Annotated in this window: 17 protein-coding genes and 2 riboswitches; of the genes, 5 read left to right on the forward strand and 12 right to left on the reverse strand. The window is 37.3% G+C overall.

Annotation, left to right across the window (positions count from 1 at the left end):
• Positions 1-118: 118 nt before the first annotated feature.
• From LCP48_RS20415 to LCP48_RS20465, 11 genes are all read right to left on the reverse strand, one after another.
• A complete protein-coding gene (locus LCP48_RS20415) occupies positions 119-1,420 on the reverse strand; it encodes an NCS2 family permease (protein ID WP_004230532.1) in 1,302 nt (433 codons plus the stop codon).
• A 131-nt stretch (positions 1,421-1,551) separates the two neighbouring features.
• A riboswitch (purine riboswitch) is annotated at positions 1,552-1,653 on the reverse strand.
• A gap of 209 nt (positions 1,654-1,862) precedes the next feature.
• Positions 1,863-2,531 carry an MOSC domain-containing protein gene (locus LCP48_RS20420; protein ID WP_225340485.1) on the reverse strand — a complete coding sequence of 223 codons (669 nt, stop codon included), beginning with the start codon at positions 2,529-2,531 and terminating at the stop codon, positions 1,863-1,865.
• A 174-nt stretch (positions 2,532-2,705) separates the two neighbouring features.
• Positions 2,706-4,259: a glutamine-hydrolyzing GMP synthase gene (guaA, locus tag LCP48_RS20425; protein WP_004230525.1), complete on the reverse strand. Its 1,554-nt coding sequence runs from the start codon at positions 4,257-4,259 to the stop codon at positions 2,706-2,708.
• A 156-nt stretch (positions 4,260-4,415) separates the two neighbouring features.
• A riboswitch (purine riboswitch) is annotated at positions 4,416-4,517 on the reverse strand.
• Between the two features lie 32 nt (positions 4,518-4,549).
• Complete coding sequence (locus LCP48_RS20430; RefSeq protein WP_225340486.1) at positions 4,550-6,733, reverse strand: transglutaminase TgpA family protein; 2,184 nt, start codon at positions 6,731-6,733, stop codon at positions 4,550-4,552.
• The gene (locus tag LCP48_RS20435; RefSeq protein ID WP_004230521.1) at positions 6,730-7,911 is read right to left on the reverse strand and encodes a DUF58 domain-containing protein; all 1,182 of its coding nucleotides are present in this window, start codon (positions 7,909-7,911) and stop codon (positions 6,730-6,732) included. Before LCP48_RS20435 ends, LCP48_RS20430 begins: the two co-directional genes overlap by 4 nt.
• Positions 7,908-8,852 (reverse strand): AAA family ATPase, encoded by a 945-nt coding sequence (locus tag LCP48_RS20440; protein ID WP_004230520.1) that lies wholly within the window; start codon positions 8,850-8,852, stop codon positions 7,908-7,910. The genes LCP48_RS20435 and LCP48_RS20440 overlap by 4 nt, the downstream gene beginning before the upstream one ends.
• Positions 8,853-9,046: 194 nt before the next feature.
• Positions 9,047-9,340: a hypothetical protein gene (locus LCP48_RS20445; RefSeq protein ID WP_225340487.1), complete on the reverse strand. Its 294-nt coding sequence runs from the start codon at positions 9,338-9,340 to the stop codon at positions 9,047-9,049.
• Positions 9,341-9,388: 48 nt separating this feature from the next.
• Entirely contained in the window at positions 9,389-10,012 is a 624-nt protein-coding gene (locus LCP48_RS20450; RefSeq protein ID WP_225340488.1) for a hypothetical protein, read from the reverse strand.
• Positions 10,013-10,225: 213 nt separating this feature from the next.
• Positions 10,226-10,546, reverse strand: coding sequence for an NAD synthetase (locus tag LCP48_RS20455; protein ID WP_202342910.1), 321 nt, complete (start codon positions 10,544-10,546; stop codon positions 10,226-10,228).
• Positions 10,547-10,705: 159 nt separating this feature from the next.
• Positions 10,706-11,530: an ammonia-dependent NAD(+) synthetase gene (gene nadE, locus LCP48_RS20460; RefSeq protein WP_004224483.1), complete on the reverse strand. Its 825-nt coding sequence runs from the start codon at positions 11,528-11,530 to the stop codon at positions 10,706-10,708.
• 18 nt (positions 11,531-11,548) lie between these two features.
• Positions 11,549-13,009, reverse strand: coding sequence for a nicotinate phosphoribosyltransferase (locus LCP48_RS20465; protein WP_202342909.1), 1,461 nt, complete (start codon positions 13,007-13,009; stop codon positions 11,549-11,551).
• A gap of 312 nt (positions 13,010-13,321) precedes the next feature.
• Here LCP48_RS20465 and LCP48_RS20470 point away from each other — a divergent pair, with 312 nt between their 5' ends.
• Positions 13,322-13,663: a P-II family nitrogen regulator gene (locus LCP48_RS20470; protein ID WP_004224478.1), complete on the forward strand. Its 342-nt coding sequence runs from the start codon at positions 13,322-13,324 to the stop codon at positions 13,661-13,663.
• A 14-nt stretch (positions 13,664-13,677) separates the two neighbouring features.
• Entirely contained in the window at positions 13,678-14,976 is a 1,299-nt protein-coding gene (locus tag LCP48_RS20475) for an ammonium transporter (protein ID WP_004224475.1), read from the forward strand.
• Between the two features lie 154 nt (positions 14,977-15,130).
• Here the strand turns inward: LCP48_RS20475 and LCP48_RS20480 are convergent, their stop codons facing one another.
• Positions 15,131-15,655: a methylated-DNA--[protein]-cysteine S-methyltransferase gene (locus LCP48_RS20480; protein ID WP_004224473.1), complete on the reverse strand. Its 525-nt coding sequence runs from the start codon at positions 15,653-15,655 to the stop codon at positions 15,131-15,133.
• Between the two features lie 92 nt (positions 15,656-15,747).
• Between LCP48_RS20480 and LCP48_RS20485 the strand changes: the two genes are divergently transcribed.
• The 3 genes from LCP48_RS20485 (at position 15,748) to LCP48_RS20495 (ending at position 18,277) form a co-directional block, all read left to right on the forward strand.
• A complete protein-coding gene (locus LCP48_RS20485; RefSeq protein ID WP_004224470.1) occupies positions 15,748-16,479 on the forward strand; it encodes an ABC transporter ATP-binding protein in 732 nt (243 codons plus the stop codon).
• A complete protein-coding gene (locus tag LCP48_RS20490) occupies positions 16,476-17,228 on the forward strand; it encodes an ABC transporter permease (RefSeq protein ID WP_004224467.1) in 753 nt (250 codons plus the stop codon). Before LCP48_RS20485 ends, LCP48_RS20490 begins: the two co-directional genes overlap by 4 nt.
• 74 nt (positions 17,229-17,302) lie before the next feature.
• Complete coding sequence (locus tag LCP48_RS20495; RefSeq protein ID WP_004224465.1) at positions 17,303-18,277, forward strand: proline dehydrogenase family protein; 975 nt, start codon at positions 17,303-17,305, stop codon at positions 18,275-18,277.
• The last annotated feature ends 22 nt before the right edge of the window (positions 18,278-18,299 follow it).

Here is an 18,299-nt window from a genome sequence, read left to right on the forward strand (position 1 = left end):
AAAACCGAGTTTCTTCTATATAAATGTAAAAATAATAACTTCTTTTATTTTGGATCAACTTAATAAAAAACACCTCTAATTGTTAGCAACTTACTAACAATTAAAGGTGTCTGTTTAACTATCGTACCCAAATGAAGTATGCAAGGAAAACAAAGAAGAGACCATACATCATTGGATGAATTTCTTTTTTACGACCTGCTAATAACATTGTAATTGGGTAGAATACAAAGCCAATTGCAATACCAGTAGCAATTGAATAACCAAGTGGCATCATTAACACTGTAAAGAATGCAGGTACTGCTATTTCGAATTTGTCCCAATCAATTAAACGTAAGGACGATACCATTAGTACCCCTACGATGACTAAAGCTGGAGCAGTAACTGCTGGTGTTACCACCGCTAGTAATGGTGAGAAGAATAAAGCAACTAAGAACAGTACTGCTGTTACCACTGCTGAAAATCCTGAACGAGCGCCTGCAGCAACTCCAGAAGTTGACTCTACGTACGCTGTTGTTGTTGACGTACCAAATAAAGAACCTATAGTTGTTGCTAGTGCATCTGCCATTAAGGCACGTCCTGCACGCGGTAATTTATTATCTTTTACTAAACCTGCTTGTGTCGCTACAGCCATTAAAGTACCAGCTGTGTCAAAGAAATCAACAAACAAGAATGTTAACACTACTACTAAAAACTTCACGTTAAATAATGTACCGAAGTCACCAAGTGGTTCTAGTGCTACCATGAATGTAGAATCTACACTTGGAATAGCTGATACCACGGCTGTCGGAGGATCGATGATACCTGTGATCATCCCAATAACTGCAGTAATCACCATTCCTAAGAAAATACCGATACTGCGCAATTTAATAATAAGAATAACTGAAAGAATAATTCCGAATACCGCTAATAATGTAGCGCCTGTGAAACTTCCTAAAGTGACTAAAGTAGCTGGGCTATCAACAATGATCCCTGCTCCTTGTAAACCAACAAAAGTGATAAATAAACCAATACCTGCAGAAACTGCATATTTAAGTTGTACTGGAATAGCATTAATAACAGTTTCGCGGATACCAGTTAAAGATAAAATAATAAAGATAATCCCTGAGAAGAACACACCTGTTAAACCAGTTTGCCACGGAATACCGTATGCTCCGACTACAGTAAATGCAAAGAATGCATTTAACCCCATCCCAGGAGCAAGTGAAATCGGGAACTTAGCGAAAATCCCCATAATCAAAGAACCGACTGCTGCTGCTAATGCTGTTGCTACGAAAACAGCACCTTTATCCATCCCTGCATTTTCTAGAATACCTGGGTTAACAGCTAGAATATATGCCATTGCAAGGAAGGTTGTAATACCGCCTATTATTTCGCGGCGATAATTAGTTCCTAATTCATCGAACATGAAATATTTTTTCATTATCAAAAAATCCTCCGTGTGGTCGTCTTCAATATCGAAAACAAAAAAGACACGCTGACTACTCTACTAGTCGCATGTCTACGATATATTTCATCACAATTAGTGTGTGAAACAAATTAGTGTTTATACGTTTATGTATAAACCTAAATCGTAGTCAAGTTATTTACGGTAACTTGGTAGAAACTCACGGGCCTTATCCCCGACATTATACGACGACGTATTTAATTTACATTCGTAATATATCATTTCGTTTTTTAGATTTCAACCCTATTTCCGAACATTTTTCTAAAAAGAAATACGAAAGTTCGTGTAAAATCCTTATTTAATGTTCAGGTTCTATTAAATATATTACTAAAGAGGCTTTGTGCTGAATATTCCACCAATCAGTTTAAAGAAAAAATCCCCTAGGAATTCTAGAGGATCCTCCTTTTGAGCTTATGTTTTAACTCATCACTTTACTTTGCAAGACTTGAATTCTTTTTTCTAATTTTTCTTTCCAATCGTCTGCTAATGCATCTATTGCTTGTATTTGTTTCATAGCGATTGCATCATTGTTTTTGAAGTACACTTCATTGCAATACAACACAGAGATACGTGCAGGATGCTTTTCTACAAGCTCAATTGTTGAATCTGCACAGATTGCCCCTTCTTCAAGAACACGCGCAAGGAAACCTGTATAGCCAGTTTCGATTAAACGTTTGAGTAATATGTTTGCCTCCGTATATCTATCAATCGTACTACATGGAATACGTCCCTGTGTAATTTGAATGACAGCATCCCCAATTTTATAAATATCACCAATACAAACATCTGCTTCTAACATATTTGTTACGGTTAAATTTTCGCCAAATGCAGCAATGGGTAACGTTTTTCCAAGTTCCTGTTCCCATTGTATGTAATGCTCCGCAGGATATAAACAAACTGCTCGATCAGGGCCACCATGATGTTTTTTATCAGCTACATCATCCCCTTCAAAGCCTTGAGAGGATAAATAAACTTCTTGCACTCGTTGCTTTTCAATCCCTGTAATCATTGAACGTCCTTTGCTATCAATTAATTCTTTTGGCATCCCAACCGTTAATGTATGAATCATTGGTTTATTTTTCTCCATTTAAATCCCCCCTAATCTGAATAGTATAAATTCTTGTGCATTCATTTAGTTTACTACATACAACACTTTACCAGCAATTTTTGCAGTTGAGATACTTCATTTAGCAATAAATTCAGAAGGAATTAAATCAAAAAAAGCCCTAAAAACCTCTCAGGGCTTTTAGGGCTTTTGCTATTATTCCCACTCAATCGTTGCTGGTGGCTTAGATGTAATATCATATAGCACGCGGTTCACGTGTTTTACTTCGTTTACAAGGCGGACAGAGATTTTCTCTAGTACATCCCAAGGAATACGTGCCCAGTCAGAAGTCATACCATCGATAGATGTAACGGCACGGATACCGATTGCATAGTCATACGTACGAGCATCGCCCATTACACCAACTGAACGGATATCAGGTAATACCGTAAAGTACTGCCAAATGTCACGATCAAGGCCAGCTTTGGCGATTTCTTCACGTAGAATGAAATCAGATTCGCGAACGATTTCTAATTTTTCTTCTGTTACTTCACCAAGTACACGGATACCTAATCCAGGACCTGGGAATGGTTGACGCCAAACGATTTTTTCGTCAAGTCCAAGCTCTAAACCTAGCGCACGTACTTCATCTTTAAATAAAGTTTTCAGTGGCTCGATTAGTTGGAATTGCATATCTTCAGGAAGACCACCAACGTTATGGTGTGATTTGATTGTTTGTGCAGTTGAAGTACCAGATTCAATAATATCTGTGTAAAGAGTTCCTTGCGCTAAGAAATCCATACCTTCAAGTTTAGATGCCTCTTCATCAAATACATAAATGAATTCATTACCGATAATTTTACGTTTTTTCTCTGGATCAGAAACGCCAGCAAGTTTGTCCATGAATCGTTTACGTGCATCAATTTTAATAAGATTCATGTCAAAGTCTTCTGTAAATGTTTTCATTACTTGCTCAACTTCACCTTTACGGTTTAAGTTGTGGTCTACGAACATACAAGTTAATTGATCGCCGATTGCTTTATGGATTAACACCGCTACAACTGATGAGTCTACACCACCAGAAAGCGCACATAATACTTTTTTATCGCCAACGATTTCACGAATTTTTGCAATTTCAAGCTCAATGAAGTTTGCCATTGACCAATCGCCTTTCGCTTCACAGATGTCGAATACGAATTGACGTAATAGATCACTACCATATACAGAGTGACGTACTTCTGGATGGAATTGTACAGCATATAGTTTACGTTCAACGTTTGCCATTGCAGCAATCGGACAAGATGCGCTAGTTGCGATGACTTCAAATCCAGCTGGAACTTCTGTTACATGGTCGCCATGGCTCATCCAAACGATTTGTTCTGTAGGTAACTCACCAAATAATTTGTTTGGTGTTGTTACTTGAATTTCAGCTTTACCATACTCGCGTGTTTCAGCACCTTCAACTTTACCACCGTTTGTATGTGCCATTAATTGCATACCATAGCAAATACCTAAAATAGGTAAACCTAATTCGAAAATAGCTGGATCCACATGAAAGGCATTTTCATCATAAACAGAGTTTGGACCACCTGAGAAAATAATACCTGTTGCGTTCATATCTTTAATTTCTTCTGCAGTTACCGTATGTGGATGTAATTCACTGAAAACACCAAATTCACGAATACGACGTGTAATTAATTGGTTAAATTGGCTACCGAAGTCTAGTACAACAATTTTTTCTTGCTCTCTTAATAAAGGGCTAGCTGTCAAAATTTCCACCTCTTCTATTATTTTTAAAGGATATTTTCATGTGTTCAAAGAAAAACGCGAAGAAAGTAAAAAAACTTTCTACGCGTTCATAAGCTCTAGAATATTGATAAAGGCGAATGCGTAGCAAAGTAAAGTGATTTACTATACTTTTCACCTAACGAAAACATCCGCCTTCATAGAGAAATCATTTAAGGTGATTTCGTAGAAACATCCGAACCCTATTATCGAACTTATATGAAAGCAATCCTTGCATTTAATTTTTTTCATTTTACTCTTTGTCTACGTTAAAATCAACTGATAGTGCGATTGATTAAATATTCCCAACTTTCTTTCAGCTTCATAAAATCAACATCTTCTTTGTCTTTCCCATAAATATGTTGCTCGTAGACTACCGTTAGCTTTTGCATTTCATCTGTTTCTAATGCTGCGTCCACACGCTCTGCGAATGCACTTAACGTTTCTCCATCTTTTCTGCGCAAGCCAATACGAGATAATTGCCTCAATAAAACATGGTAAGAAGAATCGAAATTTGACCAATCTGCTACTTTTTTACGGTATGCTCGAACATGCATCTTCGGAATCCACGTTTTACGCTGTAAGAATAAAGAAATACCCATGATTATTAATAATACAACAATTATCACCCAAACATAGGCAAACTTTTTCATCCATAACCACATTGCATCAAAGCTAAATGTTGAGTTCGGTTGTTCCTTCTCGGTTACCTGTTCTTGTGGTTGTGGCTGCTCAGGTTTTTGTTCTGGCTGCAATACTTCTTCCTCGTCAGACGTATCTAACGGGATATCATAATCAATGTTGACATTGCCGGAAAAGCCGATTGTCGGTTCAAACTCCATCCATCCCGTTCCAGGTATAAAAGCTTCTACCCATGAGTGCGCATTGTCATTCGTGATGCGATATTCACGTAATCCATCTGACATGGGGCCTGCAGTTCCTGGTGCAAAACCCTTTACCCAACGAGCTGGGATCCCTACTGAACGTAAAAGAACCACCATTGACGTGGAGAAATTATCACAATACCCTACTTTTGTATCGAACAAAAATTGATCGACATAATCTTGATTTTCAGCAGGAATAGCGGCTTGCGTTTTATCGTACTTAAAACCATTTGTTCTAAAATAACTTTCTACAGCCTTAATTTGTTCATAAACGGTATCATTCTTTTGCGTTATTTCAGACGCTAAGTCCCTTACACGCTGGGGAAGTTGGTTTGGTAACTGCAAAAATCGGTCAAAGGAAGAATCCATTGTTTCAAGTGTTGCTGGATATGACAATTGGAGCTGCTCCATACTATAAACAGGCTCGCTATAAGACAATGAATAGTTTGATAATGATTTCGATTCCCCTACCTGTTGTTCTATATTCATTCTTTCAGTCTGCTCATCTTGAATAAATAAAGTGGAATCCTGAGCCGAAACAGCAAGCATACCATATGTTTGAATTAAATATGGCATTGGAACAGCAATATCTAATTGAATCTGACGTTCATTTTCGGGTGGCCCAACTTGTAAAGAAGTCAGAATGGGTGTATTTGACTCATAAACATTTTTCCCAAAGTTCCCCTCTGAAACAACCCAACCTTTCGATGTATACGTATCTTTTGTTTCAATGCGCCAGTAATGGCGATCACGAGAAGAGGCAGTGAAAATTAAAGTATTATCTCCTTGGAACGGACCACCTAACTGACTATCATCTTGGCTATAACCAACTGATTTTTGACCATTTCCATTTCTATCTTGTCCAGTAACCCCTTGGATAAACGGCACAGGATCTGCCCATGTTGGTCCAGTCTTTGGTAAAAAGAATGCTACAGAACTAATGAGCAATACAGATACTAGCATGGGAATAACAATTTTCCATTTCTCCATTGCCGTACTTGTAGTTTCCACTTGAAGCCATAGACGCTTGACAAAAAGAACACCTGTCATGATTAACCCTAAAACAACAACTTTTACAATTGCCGCTTTACCATCATAGTCACTAAATGTATCCAAAGTAGCAATAAAGAATACGGTCATGGCAAAGAAGTAGAATATATTTTTTCGCACCGAAACCCAATGGTGAATTAAATAAACTAGCATCCAAATCAACACAAGGAATAATACTGTTCTGAAAACATCTGAAACCTGTCCAAAGTCACCTGTTAGAATCGTGGCCATGTTCCCTTTCCATTCAGCCAATAAAAAAGGCAATGTATCACCAGATAATACAGGACTAGGGCTATAGATAAAAACGATAAACCAGGTAATATAACCAAACTTCACTAATCCTGATAACAATGGATGTACGCGGAAAAGACTTAGCGCTAAAGACATACCGATAAACACTAAGAAAAGATGCATCCCACCTGTATTCGTTAATTGCATAATGGGAATAAGCCATTCACGCAAAATGAAAAATACAATAACATAAGCTATGGCTAATTCTAAAAATTCTCCTAATGATTGCTTCACGGTCTCATCACCTCCGTGAATAAATGATAGAAATCTGCTGGCTTCACATAAATAACTTGAATATGTTTATACCGCATCGCAAGCTCAGATTGCACTGGTGGCTGCTTTGCCACTACAAAACAAATACAGCTTTTCACTATATTTGCAAGAGTATGTAGTAATTCATCTGAAACATCACTTGTCACGTAAAGCATTGTTGCAACTTGCTTAAAGGCTTGTTGATCATGAAATCGAAACTTGACATTCTCCGTAGGTTTTATCGCAGCTAAATGATACATTACTTGATCTAAATGCTTGTCCCCCTGTATAGCAGGGAATACTTTCGTCATTTCTCCAGCAGAAATAAATGATAAATCTCCTCGTTCTTGAACGATCATCTGTAGCATTGAAGCTACTATTTCCACTTTTTCTTCAAACAATGAGGATTTCGTAGCGTCCAGCACTAACAGTAGTTCTGATGATTGTCGATCCTCAAATTCCTTAGACTGCAACTTTTGCGTACGGGCAAATGATTTCCAATGAATCCAAGAAAAACGATCTCCTGGAACGTACTCTCTTAATCCAACAGCCATGGATGTGTCCTTCACTATAGAGTATGGTGACATCATCGGGCCAACATCATATTTTGTTTGAAGCGCAGCATATTTCATCTCTTGTATTCTTGGGTAAACTAAAATAGTTTGGTCCTTTTCTGCTACGACAACCTTTTTAGCCCAGCCAAAAAAATCGTAGAAAACAATTGTAACACCTAGGTAGCGATGTTCACCGCGTGGCATATTTTCCAATTCATATTGCCAGCTAAAGTTTTTTTTAAATCCAACGAACTTTATGGCATTCGCATTTTGGATTTTAGCTTGCACTAATCCCTCACTATCCACAAGTTCCTCCATTACGATATAGGCAAATGGAAAACGTGTTTTACGTTCTATCGTAATAAGCACCTTCGCTGATTGACCTCGTTCTATATGAATCGGGTCGATCTTGCGTTCGATTAGTAAAATATCTTCTTTAACGACAAAGAACATGAATGCATATACTAAAAACGGACTAACCGTAAAAAATACAAACCAGCTAACAAATCCACCTTGGAACATTGCATAACAAAATGTTACGATCATCAAGAAAGCAATTAATAGGAAATGTTTACTTTTTTCTACAAAAGCTTTCCATTGCCTCATTGTTCTGCAAACCTCTTTGTCGGAACTGGTGTTTTAGCAATGATACGCTGGATAATTTCATCTGCTGTCACGTTATCATAGCGTGCATCTGGTTTTAAAACTAAACGATGGCTAAAAACAAATGGCACTAAATATTGAACATCATCAGGGGTAACATAGCTTCGTCCTTTCAAAAATGCGTAAGCCTGCGAAGCTTTCATTAGCGCTATTGTGGCACGTGGACTCACGCCTAAAAAGACATAATTATTTTCCCTTGTTAGGGTAGCAAGCTCCACCATATAATTTTTAACAGAATCTTCTACATACACACCTTGAACAAGCTCCTGTAATTCGATTAATTGAGCTACTGTTAATACTGCTTCGATTTTTTCAATGGCTTTACCATTCTCAGCTCTTCGTAAAATTTCAACTTCCTGCCCCCTAGATGGATAACCCATTTTTATCTTTAAGAGAAAGCGATCTAGTTGTGCTTCGGGTAAAGGATAGGTACCTTCATGTTCAATGGGATTTTGTGTAGCCATAACAAAAAATGGCTGATTGATCATCAGCGTTTTCCCATCAATTGTAACAGAAGCCTCTTCCATCCCCTCTAACAAGGCTGATTGAGTTTTCGGAGACGTTCGGTTAATTTCATCAGCTAATACCACATCCCCCATAATTGGCCCTGGACGAAATTCAAACTCCATTGTCTTAGGATTATAAATTGAAATACCGACTACATCTGATGGCAATAGATCTGGCGTAAATTGAATACGCTTAAATTGTGCATCAAAAGATTTTGCAAGTGCTCGCACCATCATTGTCTTTCCTACTCCAGGTACATCCTCCAACAAAACATGTCCCCTTGCTAATAATGCGACAATACTGAGCTCAGCAACTTCTCTTTTACCAATCATTACTTTTTCTATATTTTCTAAAACGTTCTGTATTTGAGCATTCATTAATCAAAAAGCCTCCCATTCCATCAAGCAATTGTGTGAATTGCAAGCAAACTTAATCTAAGCATAGCGAAATCTGTCCTGTAAAACAATTATCTGAAACTTCTACTTCCTACGAACATTCATAAAAAAGGCTTGTTTGACAACATTCAAACAAGCCTAATCCTTATTATATAACGTCATTATCCATTAGAATGTTACAAATTCAATCTTTTTAACCATATTTCTTCTAAGGATGTAGAATTTTCTTGTAAGAAAATTTCAGTTATCGCCCCAGAAATAATAATTTCACCTTCATGTAAAACTAATAGATCATCTGCTATTTCTTCAGCAAATGACAGCAGATGAGTAGAGAAGATAACTGTATTACCTTTTCCCTTCTCCTCCAACATCATATTTTTCAACTGTGCTATCCATATTCTGCATATACCGTTTGACTTGTAATTAGAAAAAACAAAAAGAACAACATGATTTGCTTCATCACTTTCCACCTCCTCATTGAGCAAGAAAAGACTAGAGGATTTCCCCTAGTCTTTGATTTAATGACCGTGCCCTTCTTCATTCATTTCATTCGAATGCATAGAGCCGGATGCATCTTTTTCATCCTCAGCCTTTTTTTGCATCTTTTTCTTACGTCTCTCCAATGCATCATCTTTAATTTTTTGTAGTTCCTCCACATAAGCTTTCGAATTTTCTTGCATATATTTATCTGCTTCAGCCTTGTCCACGAAATAAATATAGCCCCAGTTCATGGGAGATTTCAGCTCCGTTTTTATAATTGTTACATCTTCAATCTTTGCCCAATCTTTCGTTACAAAATCACGTACAAACTTTTCGTTTTTTTCTTCATTAGCAACCTCTGCATTTAATAAACAGCCAATATCGTCATAAAAAGCGATTGTTCCATCTTCTTTTATTGCCTGTGCTGAAAATACACCCATCTCATGGTCTTTCATATAAACTTTCATATTACACATTTCACAAATTGTATCTTCTCCTGGCTCTTGTAACCGTGTATCTACTAGTGAAGCAACTTGTACGGTTTCTGATTCATTTTTCGTAGTTTCTTGCTCCATTCCCTTTTCTTCTACCTGTTTTTTTTCGCTACCACAAGCTGCAAGTACAAATAATAATATTAGTGCAGGTAACCATAATTTTTTCACAACTTTATCCTCCTAAGTTTAGTTTAGTTTTTTATTGCCATCTCCTACATTACAGATTAGTTGTGAAATTAGTTGAAAATCGCTGTGAAGAAATGGAAAAATTACCTTGAACATTCCATGAACATCTTCACTTCAAATATTTTGAACTTAGTGCTTTCACTTACTTCTCCTCAATAATAAAAAAACTCCCCACACTGATGTGGAGAGTTTAGCTTATATGGAAGAACGATAACTATTGAGTCGCTTCTTTTGTTTGTTTAAACGACTGAGCTTTAGTGCCGTTTCATTTAATTCACGGCGAATTTCCAAATCACTAGCGCTATCTACATGGATAGGTGCAATCGGTTGCTGCTGTTGTGAATTTACAGAAATAGCTGTTGAATTGTACGTCTTCTCTTTATTTTTTTGTAATCTATTTCGAAATTGCTTTTGTGGATTTTGCCCAAAGTTATGGCTGAGATCACCAGCATGTAAATACTGTTGTTCCTGCCGAAAAACACTACTTGTCGTTGCACTCACTCTAGAAGTCCTCATAAAAAGTTACCCTCCTCTACATTTTACTATCCTTATAGGTAATTATATCGACATTATATGCTGACAATTAACAACATAGAACCATAATTCATAAAAAAAGAGTGAAAAGAGCTATTTTTAAAAGTGTAAACACTTTCCTTATAACCCTTTTCACTCATCTTACTTCCAAAAATCGTCAAATATTGTTATTGGCATATGACGCTTATGTTGGGAACGCAAATAATACCCTTCTAATCTTTGGCGAGGTTCTTCTGGAATTTCTTTCCCCTCTAAATAATCATCTATTTGATCATACGACACACCTAGCGCCACTTCGTCTGGCAATGAGGGACGATCTTCTTCTAAATCTGCTGTAGGCACCTTTTTATATAGATGCTCAGGGCATTGAAGTTCAGCTAGCAATTGCTTTCCTTGTCGTTTATTTAAACGAAAGATTGGCATCAAGTCTGCTCCACCATCTCCAAACTTTGTATAGAAGCCTGTAACAGCTTCCGCAGCATGATCTGTTCCTAATACAACCGCTCCATTCATTGCAGCAATGGAATATTGGACCTTCATACGCTCACGAGCCTTTTCATTCCCTTTCACAAAGTCATTCAGCTCAACACCTGCATTTGTTAGAGCTCTCACACTAGCATCCACTGCGTCTTTTATATTTACTGTATAAACCTTCGTTGGCTTTATATAATCAATGGCATCTTGGCAATCTTGTTCATCAGCTTGTACGCCATATGGTAATCGTACAGCGAAAAACGAATACTTCATTTCTCCCTCTTCTGCATTTAATTCATCAATCGCCAATTGCGCTAGTTTACCTGTTAATGTTGAATCTTGACCACCAGAAATACCAAGAACAAACCCTTTTACAAAACTATAGCGTTTTGCATATTCCTTTAAAAAATCAATGGATTTACGTATTTCCCCCTGTACATCAATGTTAGGCAATACGCGTAATTCCTCAATAATTTGTTGCTGTAAAGTCATTGCACCTGTCACTCCTTTTTACATTCGTTTAACCATCGCATGCACTTCTTCAATATTACGCATCTTATTATCCCAGCATTTTTGACTGAGATCGACTGGATATTCTTCAGGATTCATCGCACGCTTATATTCATCCCATAACAGCTCTAAATTCTCCGCCGCGTAATCACGCATTTCCTCTAATGTAGGGTTTTGATAGTTGATCGCTCCAGTTTTAATAACATGCTGATGTAAATTCTTGGCATCAAAATTTGTAACAAACTTTGAGACAAACGTATGAATCGGATGGAACATTTTGATACGTTCCTCAGCTTGAGGATTTTCATCGTGCATTGTGATGTAGTCTCCTTCTGCCTTTCCGTTCTTTTTATCGATAATACGATAGACATTTTTCAAGCCTGGCGTTGATACCTTTTCCGCATTAGCTGAGATTTTTATCGTATCTTCAAGTTGCCCTTCGCTATTCTCGATGGCCACCATTTTATATACTGCACCTAACGCAGGTTGGTCATAAGCTGTAATAAGCTTTGTACCGATTCCCCAAACATCCACTTTTGCTCCTTGAGCTTTTAAATTTAAGATGGTGTATTCATCTAAATCGTTTGAAACAATGATTTTGGCATCATGGAAGCCTGCAGCATCCAACATACGGCGAGCTTCTTTCGACAAGAAAGCAATATCGCCGCTATCTAAACGTATGCCAATAAAGTTAATTTTGTCTCCTAGCTCTTTAGCTACTTTAATAGCAGTTGGCACCCCTGATTTCAATGTATTATAAGTATCTACCAAAAACACACAATCGCGATGACGTTTAGCATAAGCATGGAATGCATCATAATCATTTTTATAAGCTTGTACTAATGCATGGGCATGTGTACCAGAGACAGGAATTTTAAAAAGCTTACCTGCCCGCACATTACTTGTGGAAGCAAAACCACCGATAAACGCTGCACGTGTTCCCCAAATAGCAGCATCCATTTCTTGTGCACGCCTTGTACCAAATTCCATCGCCACTTCATTTTTAATAATTTGTTTGATACGGCTAGCCTTTGTAGCAATTAATGTTTGATAGTTAACAATATTAAGTAATGCTGTTTCAATTAGCTGCGCTTCTACTAATGGAGCTTCGATTCGGACAATTGGTTCATTTGCGAAAACTAGTTCCCCTTCTACCATGGAATACATATCTCCTGTAAATCGGATGTTCTTTAAATACTGGATAAAGTCCTCTTTATAACCTACTTCATCACGTAAATACGCAATATCCGATTCACTAAAATGAAAATCACGTAGATAATCAAGCATTCGCTCTAACCCAGCAAATATGGCATAGCCATTACCAAAAGGTAATTTTCTAAAATACAATTCAAAAACTGCTTTTTTATTATGTATGCCATCCGCCCAGTAGGATTCTGCCATATTGATTTGATATAAGTCTGTGTGTAGCGCTAAGCTATCATCTGCATAGTTTGATCTCAAAAGAAACCCCTTCTTCCGCTTTGATAATTAGTCCTAGTATACACTATATACCCAAATTCTTGCGTATTACATTCCCTCTTATAGATGTTAGGTTTTCTAACATAAATAGTCAGAAAATTTAGAACTGTACACATTTTAGACACAAATTTTAATACCGCTTTCATTCCCTTTATAAAAACCTTTTTCCCAAAATATTTCGGGACTAGAAATAATTAATGTAAACTAACCTTACATATAATCTAAAAAAACAATTGCACTGTTTTTAATACCGTTTTAACATGTAAATTAAATTCACGCAAGGAGCTGGTACACATGAAAAAAATTGAAGTAATCATTCGTCCTGAAGTTTTTGGAGCAGTTCGGGATGGTCTTGCACAGGAAGGAATTGCAGGGTTAAGCGTTTCTGAAATCGCTGGTTGTGGACGTCAGCTAGGTCGAACAGGACTCTTCCGCGGCAATACGTATGAAATTGAATTTTTACCTAAATTAAAATTAGAAATGATTGTAGACGATGGCAAAGTTGATGCCATTGTAGAGATTTTATTGCGTGAAGCAGCAACCGGTAAAGTTGGGGACGGGAAGATTTTCATTTATCCAGTAGAACAAGCAATTCGTATCCGAACAAAAGAAGTCGGATCGATTGCAGTAGAATAAAGGGGGCGATATAGATGGATGAAGTACTATTATCTGTTAATTTAATTTGGGTGATGCTTGGCGCTATTTTAGTATTCTTTATGCATGCAGGTTTTGCTATGGTTGAGGCTGGATTTACCCGCTCAAAAAATGCAGTCAATATCATCATGAAGAATTTTCTTACTATTTCTCTTGGTGGGATCGTCTATTTTTTATGTGGCTATGCCATTATGTTCGGAGACTCAGTAGGTGGCATTTTCGGCACAAGTGGCTTTGCTTTAAAAGGAGTAGATGATCTTTCTTTCTTTATCTTCCAAACAATGTTTGCTGCAACTGGAGCAACTATTTTATCGGGGGCTGTTGCAGAACGTACTAATATTTTCGCTTATGTTGGAGTTATTATACTTATGTCTTTAGTTGTTTATCCTGTAGTAGGCCACTGGGTTTGGAGTGGGCAAGGTTGGTTAACAGATTTAGGTTTTGTTGATTTTGCTGGCTCGACAGTTGTTCACTTAACAGGGGCTGTTGCAGCATTTGTCGCAGCAGTTATGGTTGGACCTCGACTAGGCAAATATGAAAATGGTCGAGTAAATGTTATTACAGGACACAGTATTCCATTAGGTGCATTAGGCGTATTTTTACTTTGGTTTGGCTGGTTCGGCTTCAATGGTGCTTCTACATTAGCTGCTGATCCAGAGCTAGTTCCTAGTGTTATTGCTAATACGTTTTTTGCAGCTGCAGCTGGTGTCGTTGCCACTGCTTTCTATACAAAATTTCGATACGGACATATTGATGGTTCTCTTACATTAAATGGTGCATTAGCTGGGCTTGTAGGGATTACTGCTGGTGCAGCGAATGTCAGCATTTTTGGCTCGCTTATCATTGGTTTAATTGCTGCACCTTTACTTGTGGAATGTGTACGCTTCCTAGAGTGGAAGCTAAAAGTTGATGATCCTGTTGGAGCAATTGCTGTTCATGGTATTTGTGGTATTTGGGGAACGCTGGCAGTTGGCCTATTTGATATTGGTGGGCAAGGCTTATTTTATGGTGGGGGTTTTGGTCTATTAGGTATTCAAGCAATTGGCGTTATTGCAACTATTGCTTGGGTTAGTGTATCTGTAGCAGCAGGTTTATTGATCATCAAAGCATTTGTCCCATTACGAGTAACGGCTGAAGAAGAAATTGCTGGATTAGATGTAATGGAACACGGAACGCCTGCGTACGAATACCAAGATATTTTTAAAAGCTCCGCTGTACGAGGCGAAACCTTCGCTCATCGTTTAACACATTTCGGTAAAACACAGAACAATGTTCAAGAAGAACAACATGTATAGCTAGTGATCTGCTCCTTTATCTCTGGATAATGGGGCAGATTTCTTTTGGTGTACTCCTACATTGGAAACCGTTCATTTACAGATGAAGTAGGTTACTTTGTTTGAAGTAATCAAGTCTATAGAAAAAGCGCTCTTTCCATCATTTAGCAAGAGATTAACATTTACCACTTCTATCGAGCGATTCCTTCTCTAACTCAAGTAAAAATTGTTTCATAGCTAAGCCGCTTCTAAAGCCTGTTAATTGACCATTTTTGCCAATGACCCGATGACATGGAATAATCGCCAGGATTGGGTTTGCTCCAATAGCAGTCCCTACTGCTCGAACCGCTTTGGGATTACCAATGCGTTGAGCAATATTTCCGTAAGTTGTTGTTGTACCATAGGGTAATTCTTTTAGTGCATCCCACACTGCTAATTGAAATGCTGTCCCTTTTACATGGATTGGAAGATTAAATTCAATAAGTTCCTTCTTAAAATAGGCTGTTAACTGCTCTTTATATGGGAGCAACTTTTCTGAATCCTCTTCAAAGCAATATCCTTTAAATGGTTTTTCAGCCCACTCCTTTACTTCTTCGAATGATGCATTTGGTGTACCTATATATACAAGTCCTTTGTCTGAAGCCACTACATACATATCACCTTGTGCATAGGTTAATGTATCGAAATACAATATTTCCATTCCCAAATCCCCTTCTTTCTTTTTTCCACACCATCTTCCAATCATTTCATGCTACAGTTATTTTACTGACTAAAGTAAAGGAGTTTCAATAGATGAATATGTTATATGAACCTGCCATTCACTTTCAACAAGTTCAATTTTCAGTAAATGACAAAATGATATTAAAGTCAATTACTGGGTCATTTCCAAAAGGGCAAATTACCACTCTCGTTGGTCCCTCTGGCGCTGGTAAAACAACTTTACTTAAATTATGTAATGGCCTTCTCTCACCATCAAATGGGCATATACTCGTTGATAATCAACCTATTTCTACATATGATCCAACAGCTTTAAGAAGGCATGTTGGTATTGCTTTACAGGCAGCTCCTATGATAGCAGGTACAGTGTTAGAGAATCTTGCACTTCCTCGTACACTGCAAGGACAAAAACTTTTGCAGCAGGAGGCTATTCAATATTTAGAGGACGTTGGGTTAAACGAAAGCTTCCTGCATCAATCTACAAATGATCTATCAGGCGGACAACGTCAAAAGGTATCCATCGCTCGAACACTTATCAATCAATCCTCTATTTTATTATTAGACGAAATAACATCTGCCTTGGATCGTCAATCCGTACAGGATATTGAAGAATTGATTGTCACCATTAACAAAAAATACAATGTCACCATGATTTGGATTACCCATAATTTGCAACAAGCTCTAACGCTTGGTCACTATACATGGGTTATGATGAATGGGGAGCTCGTTGAAACTGGTAAAAGTTCATTACTCAATGAACCCACAAATCCACGTGTTGCTGAGTTTGTACAGGGGGTAAACAAATGACATTTCCAGCCTTATCACTGACATTAATTTTTGTTTGTATTCCTTTACTACTATCCAAAATATTAAAGTTAGACCTTGAAAAAGATACACTTATTGCAACATTACGCTCCATCATTCAATTGCTTGCTGTCGGCTATATATTAAAATTTGTGTTTGATGCAAATAGTTATAGCTATATTTTCCTGATGGTAGCACTAATGATTATCGTGGCCACGTTAAATGCACGAAAAAAAGGAGCAGGTATTAAAGGAATCACCTGGAAAATAGCACTGACTCTTCTCATGATAGAAATAATTACACAAGGTGTTTTGCTAGGCTTTCAAATTGTTCCAGCAACTGCCCAGTATATCATTCCCATTAGCGGGATGCTAATTGGTAATTCCATGGTGCTATCCATTTTATTCTTAAATCGTTTTACAGCTGAAATTACTAACCATAAGGATCAAATGGAACTAATACTATCCCTGGGTGGCACACCAAAACAGGCTATTCATCGCCAATTAATTAATGCCATAAAAGCTAGTATGATTCCTACGATTGAGAGTCAAAAAACAATCGGACTAGTACAGCTACCAGGGATGATGAGTGGTCAAATTATTGGGGGAGCCGACCCTCTTCAGGCAGTCCAATTTCAACTCTTAATTATCTTTGCTCTCTTAACAACTGCAACATTATCCAGCGTTATGATAGGCTTTTTAAGTTATCCTGCACTATTTAATGAACGTATGCAAATACTTGATATGAAATAATTGTTAGGCTGAATGTAATATAGTTTAAATAATTTATGTTATACTAAAAAGAAAATGCAGTTAGGAGAATGACCATGTTATTACGCGATTTTTTCATCCACTTATCTGAGAACCAACTATTAAATAGTGCTGCAAAGAAATATGGCCTAAAATTAGGAGCACAAAGTGTAGTAGCTGGTACAAATATCGAAGAAACAATTGCAAGCATCAAAGAACTAAATGCACATAATATTTCTTGTACAGTAGATAACTTAGGTGAATTTGTTTCAAGTAAAGAAGAAGCGACTGCTGCTAAAGAAAAAATCCTTACTGTGATCGAAGCTATTCACGAAAATGGTGTAGCTGCACATATTTCATTAAAGCCATCTCAATTAGGCTTAGATATTGATGTTGATTTTTGTTATGACAATCTGTATGAGATTGTAGAAAAAGCCGCTTCATATGATATCTTTGTTAACTTTGATATGGAAGACTATGGACGCCTACAAACTTCCTTCGATATGGTGGAAGAATTATCGAAAACATTTAATAATGTTGGTACGGTCATCCAATCATACTTTTACCGTGCAAAAGATGATATTGAAAAATTTAAGGACTACCGTTTACGTATCGTAAAAGGTGCTTATAAAGAGCCAGTTGAAGTAGCCTATCAAGACAAATTAGATATTGATTTAAACTTTATTGAGTTGATTGAATATCACCTACTAAACGGTAAATTTACATCAATCGCAACTCATGATCACAATATCATTGCGCACGTAAAACGCTTTGTAGCTGATCATAATATTCCGCTTGATAAATTTGAATTCCAAATGCTATATGGTTTCCGTACAGAAATGCAAAAAGAGCTTGCAAAAGAGGGCTATAACTTCTGTGTATACGTTCCATTCGGCGAAGATTGGTACGGGTATTTCATGCGCCGTTTAGCTGAGCGTCCTCAAAACCTTAATCTTGTCACAAAACAAGTATTTACGAAAAAAACGAATACTGTTCTTGCAGTAGCAGCAGGTGCATTCGTTCTTGGTCGTTTAACTAAACGCAATAAGTAAAAAAATGAGAACCTTTTCGCTT

Source organism: Lysinibacillus capsici (assembly GCF_020217405.1).
Classification (GTDB): domain Bacteria; phylum Bacillota; class Bacilli; order Bacillales_A; family Planococcaceae; genus Lysinibacillus; species Lysinibacillus capsici.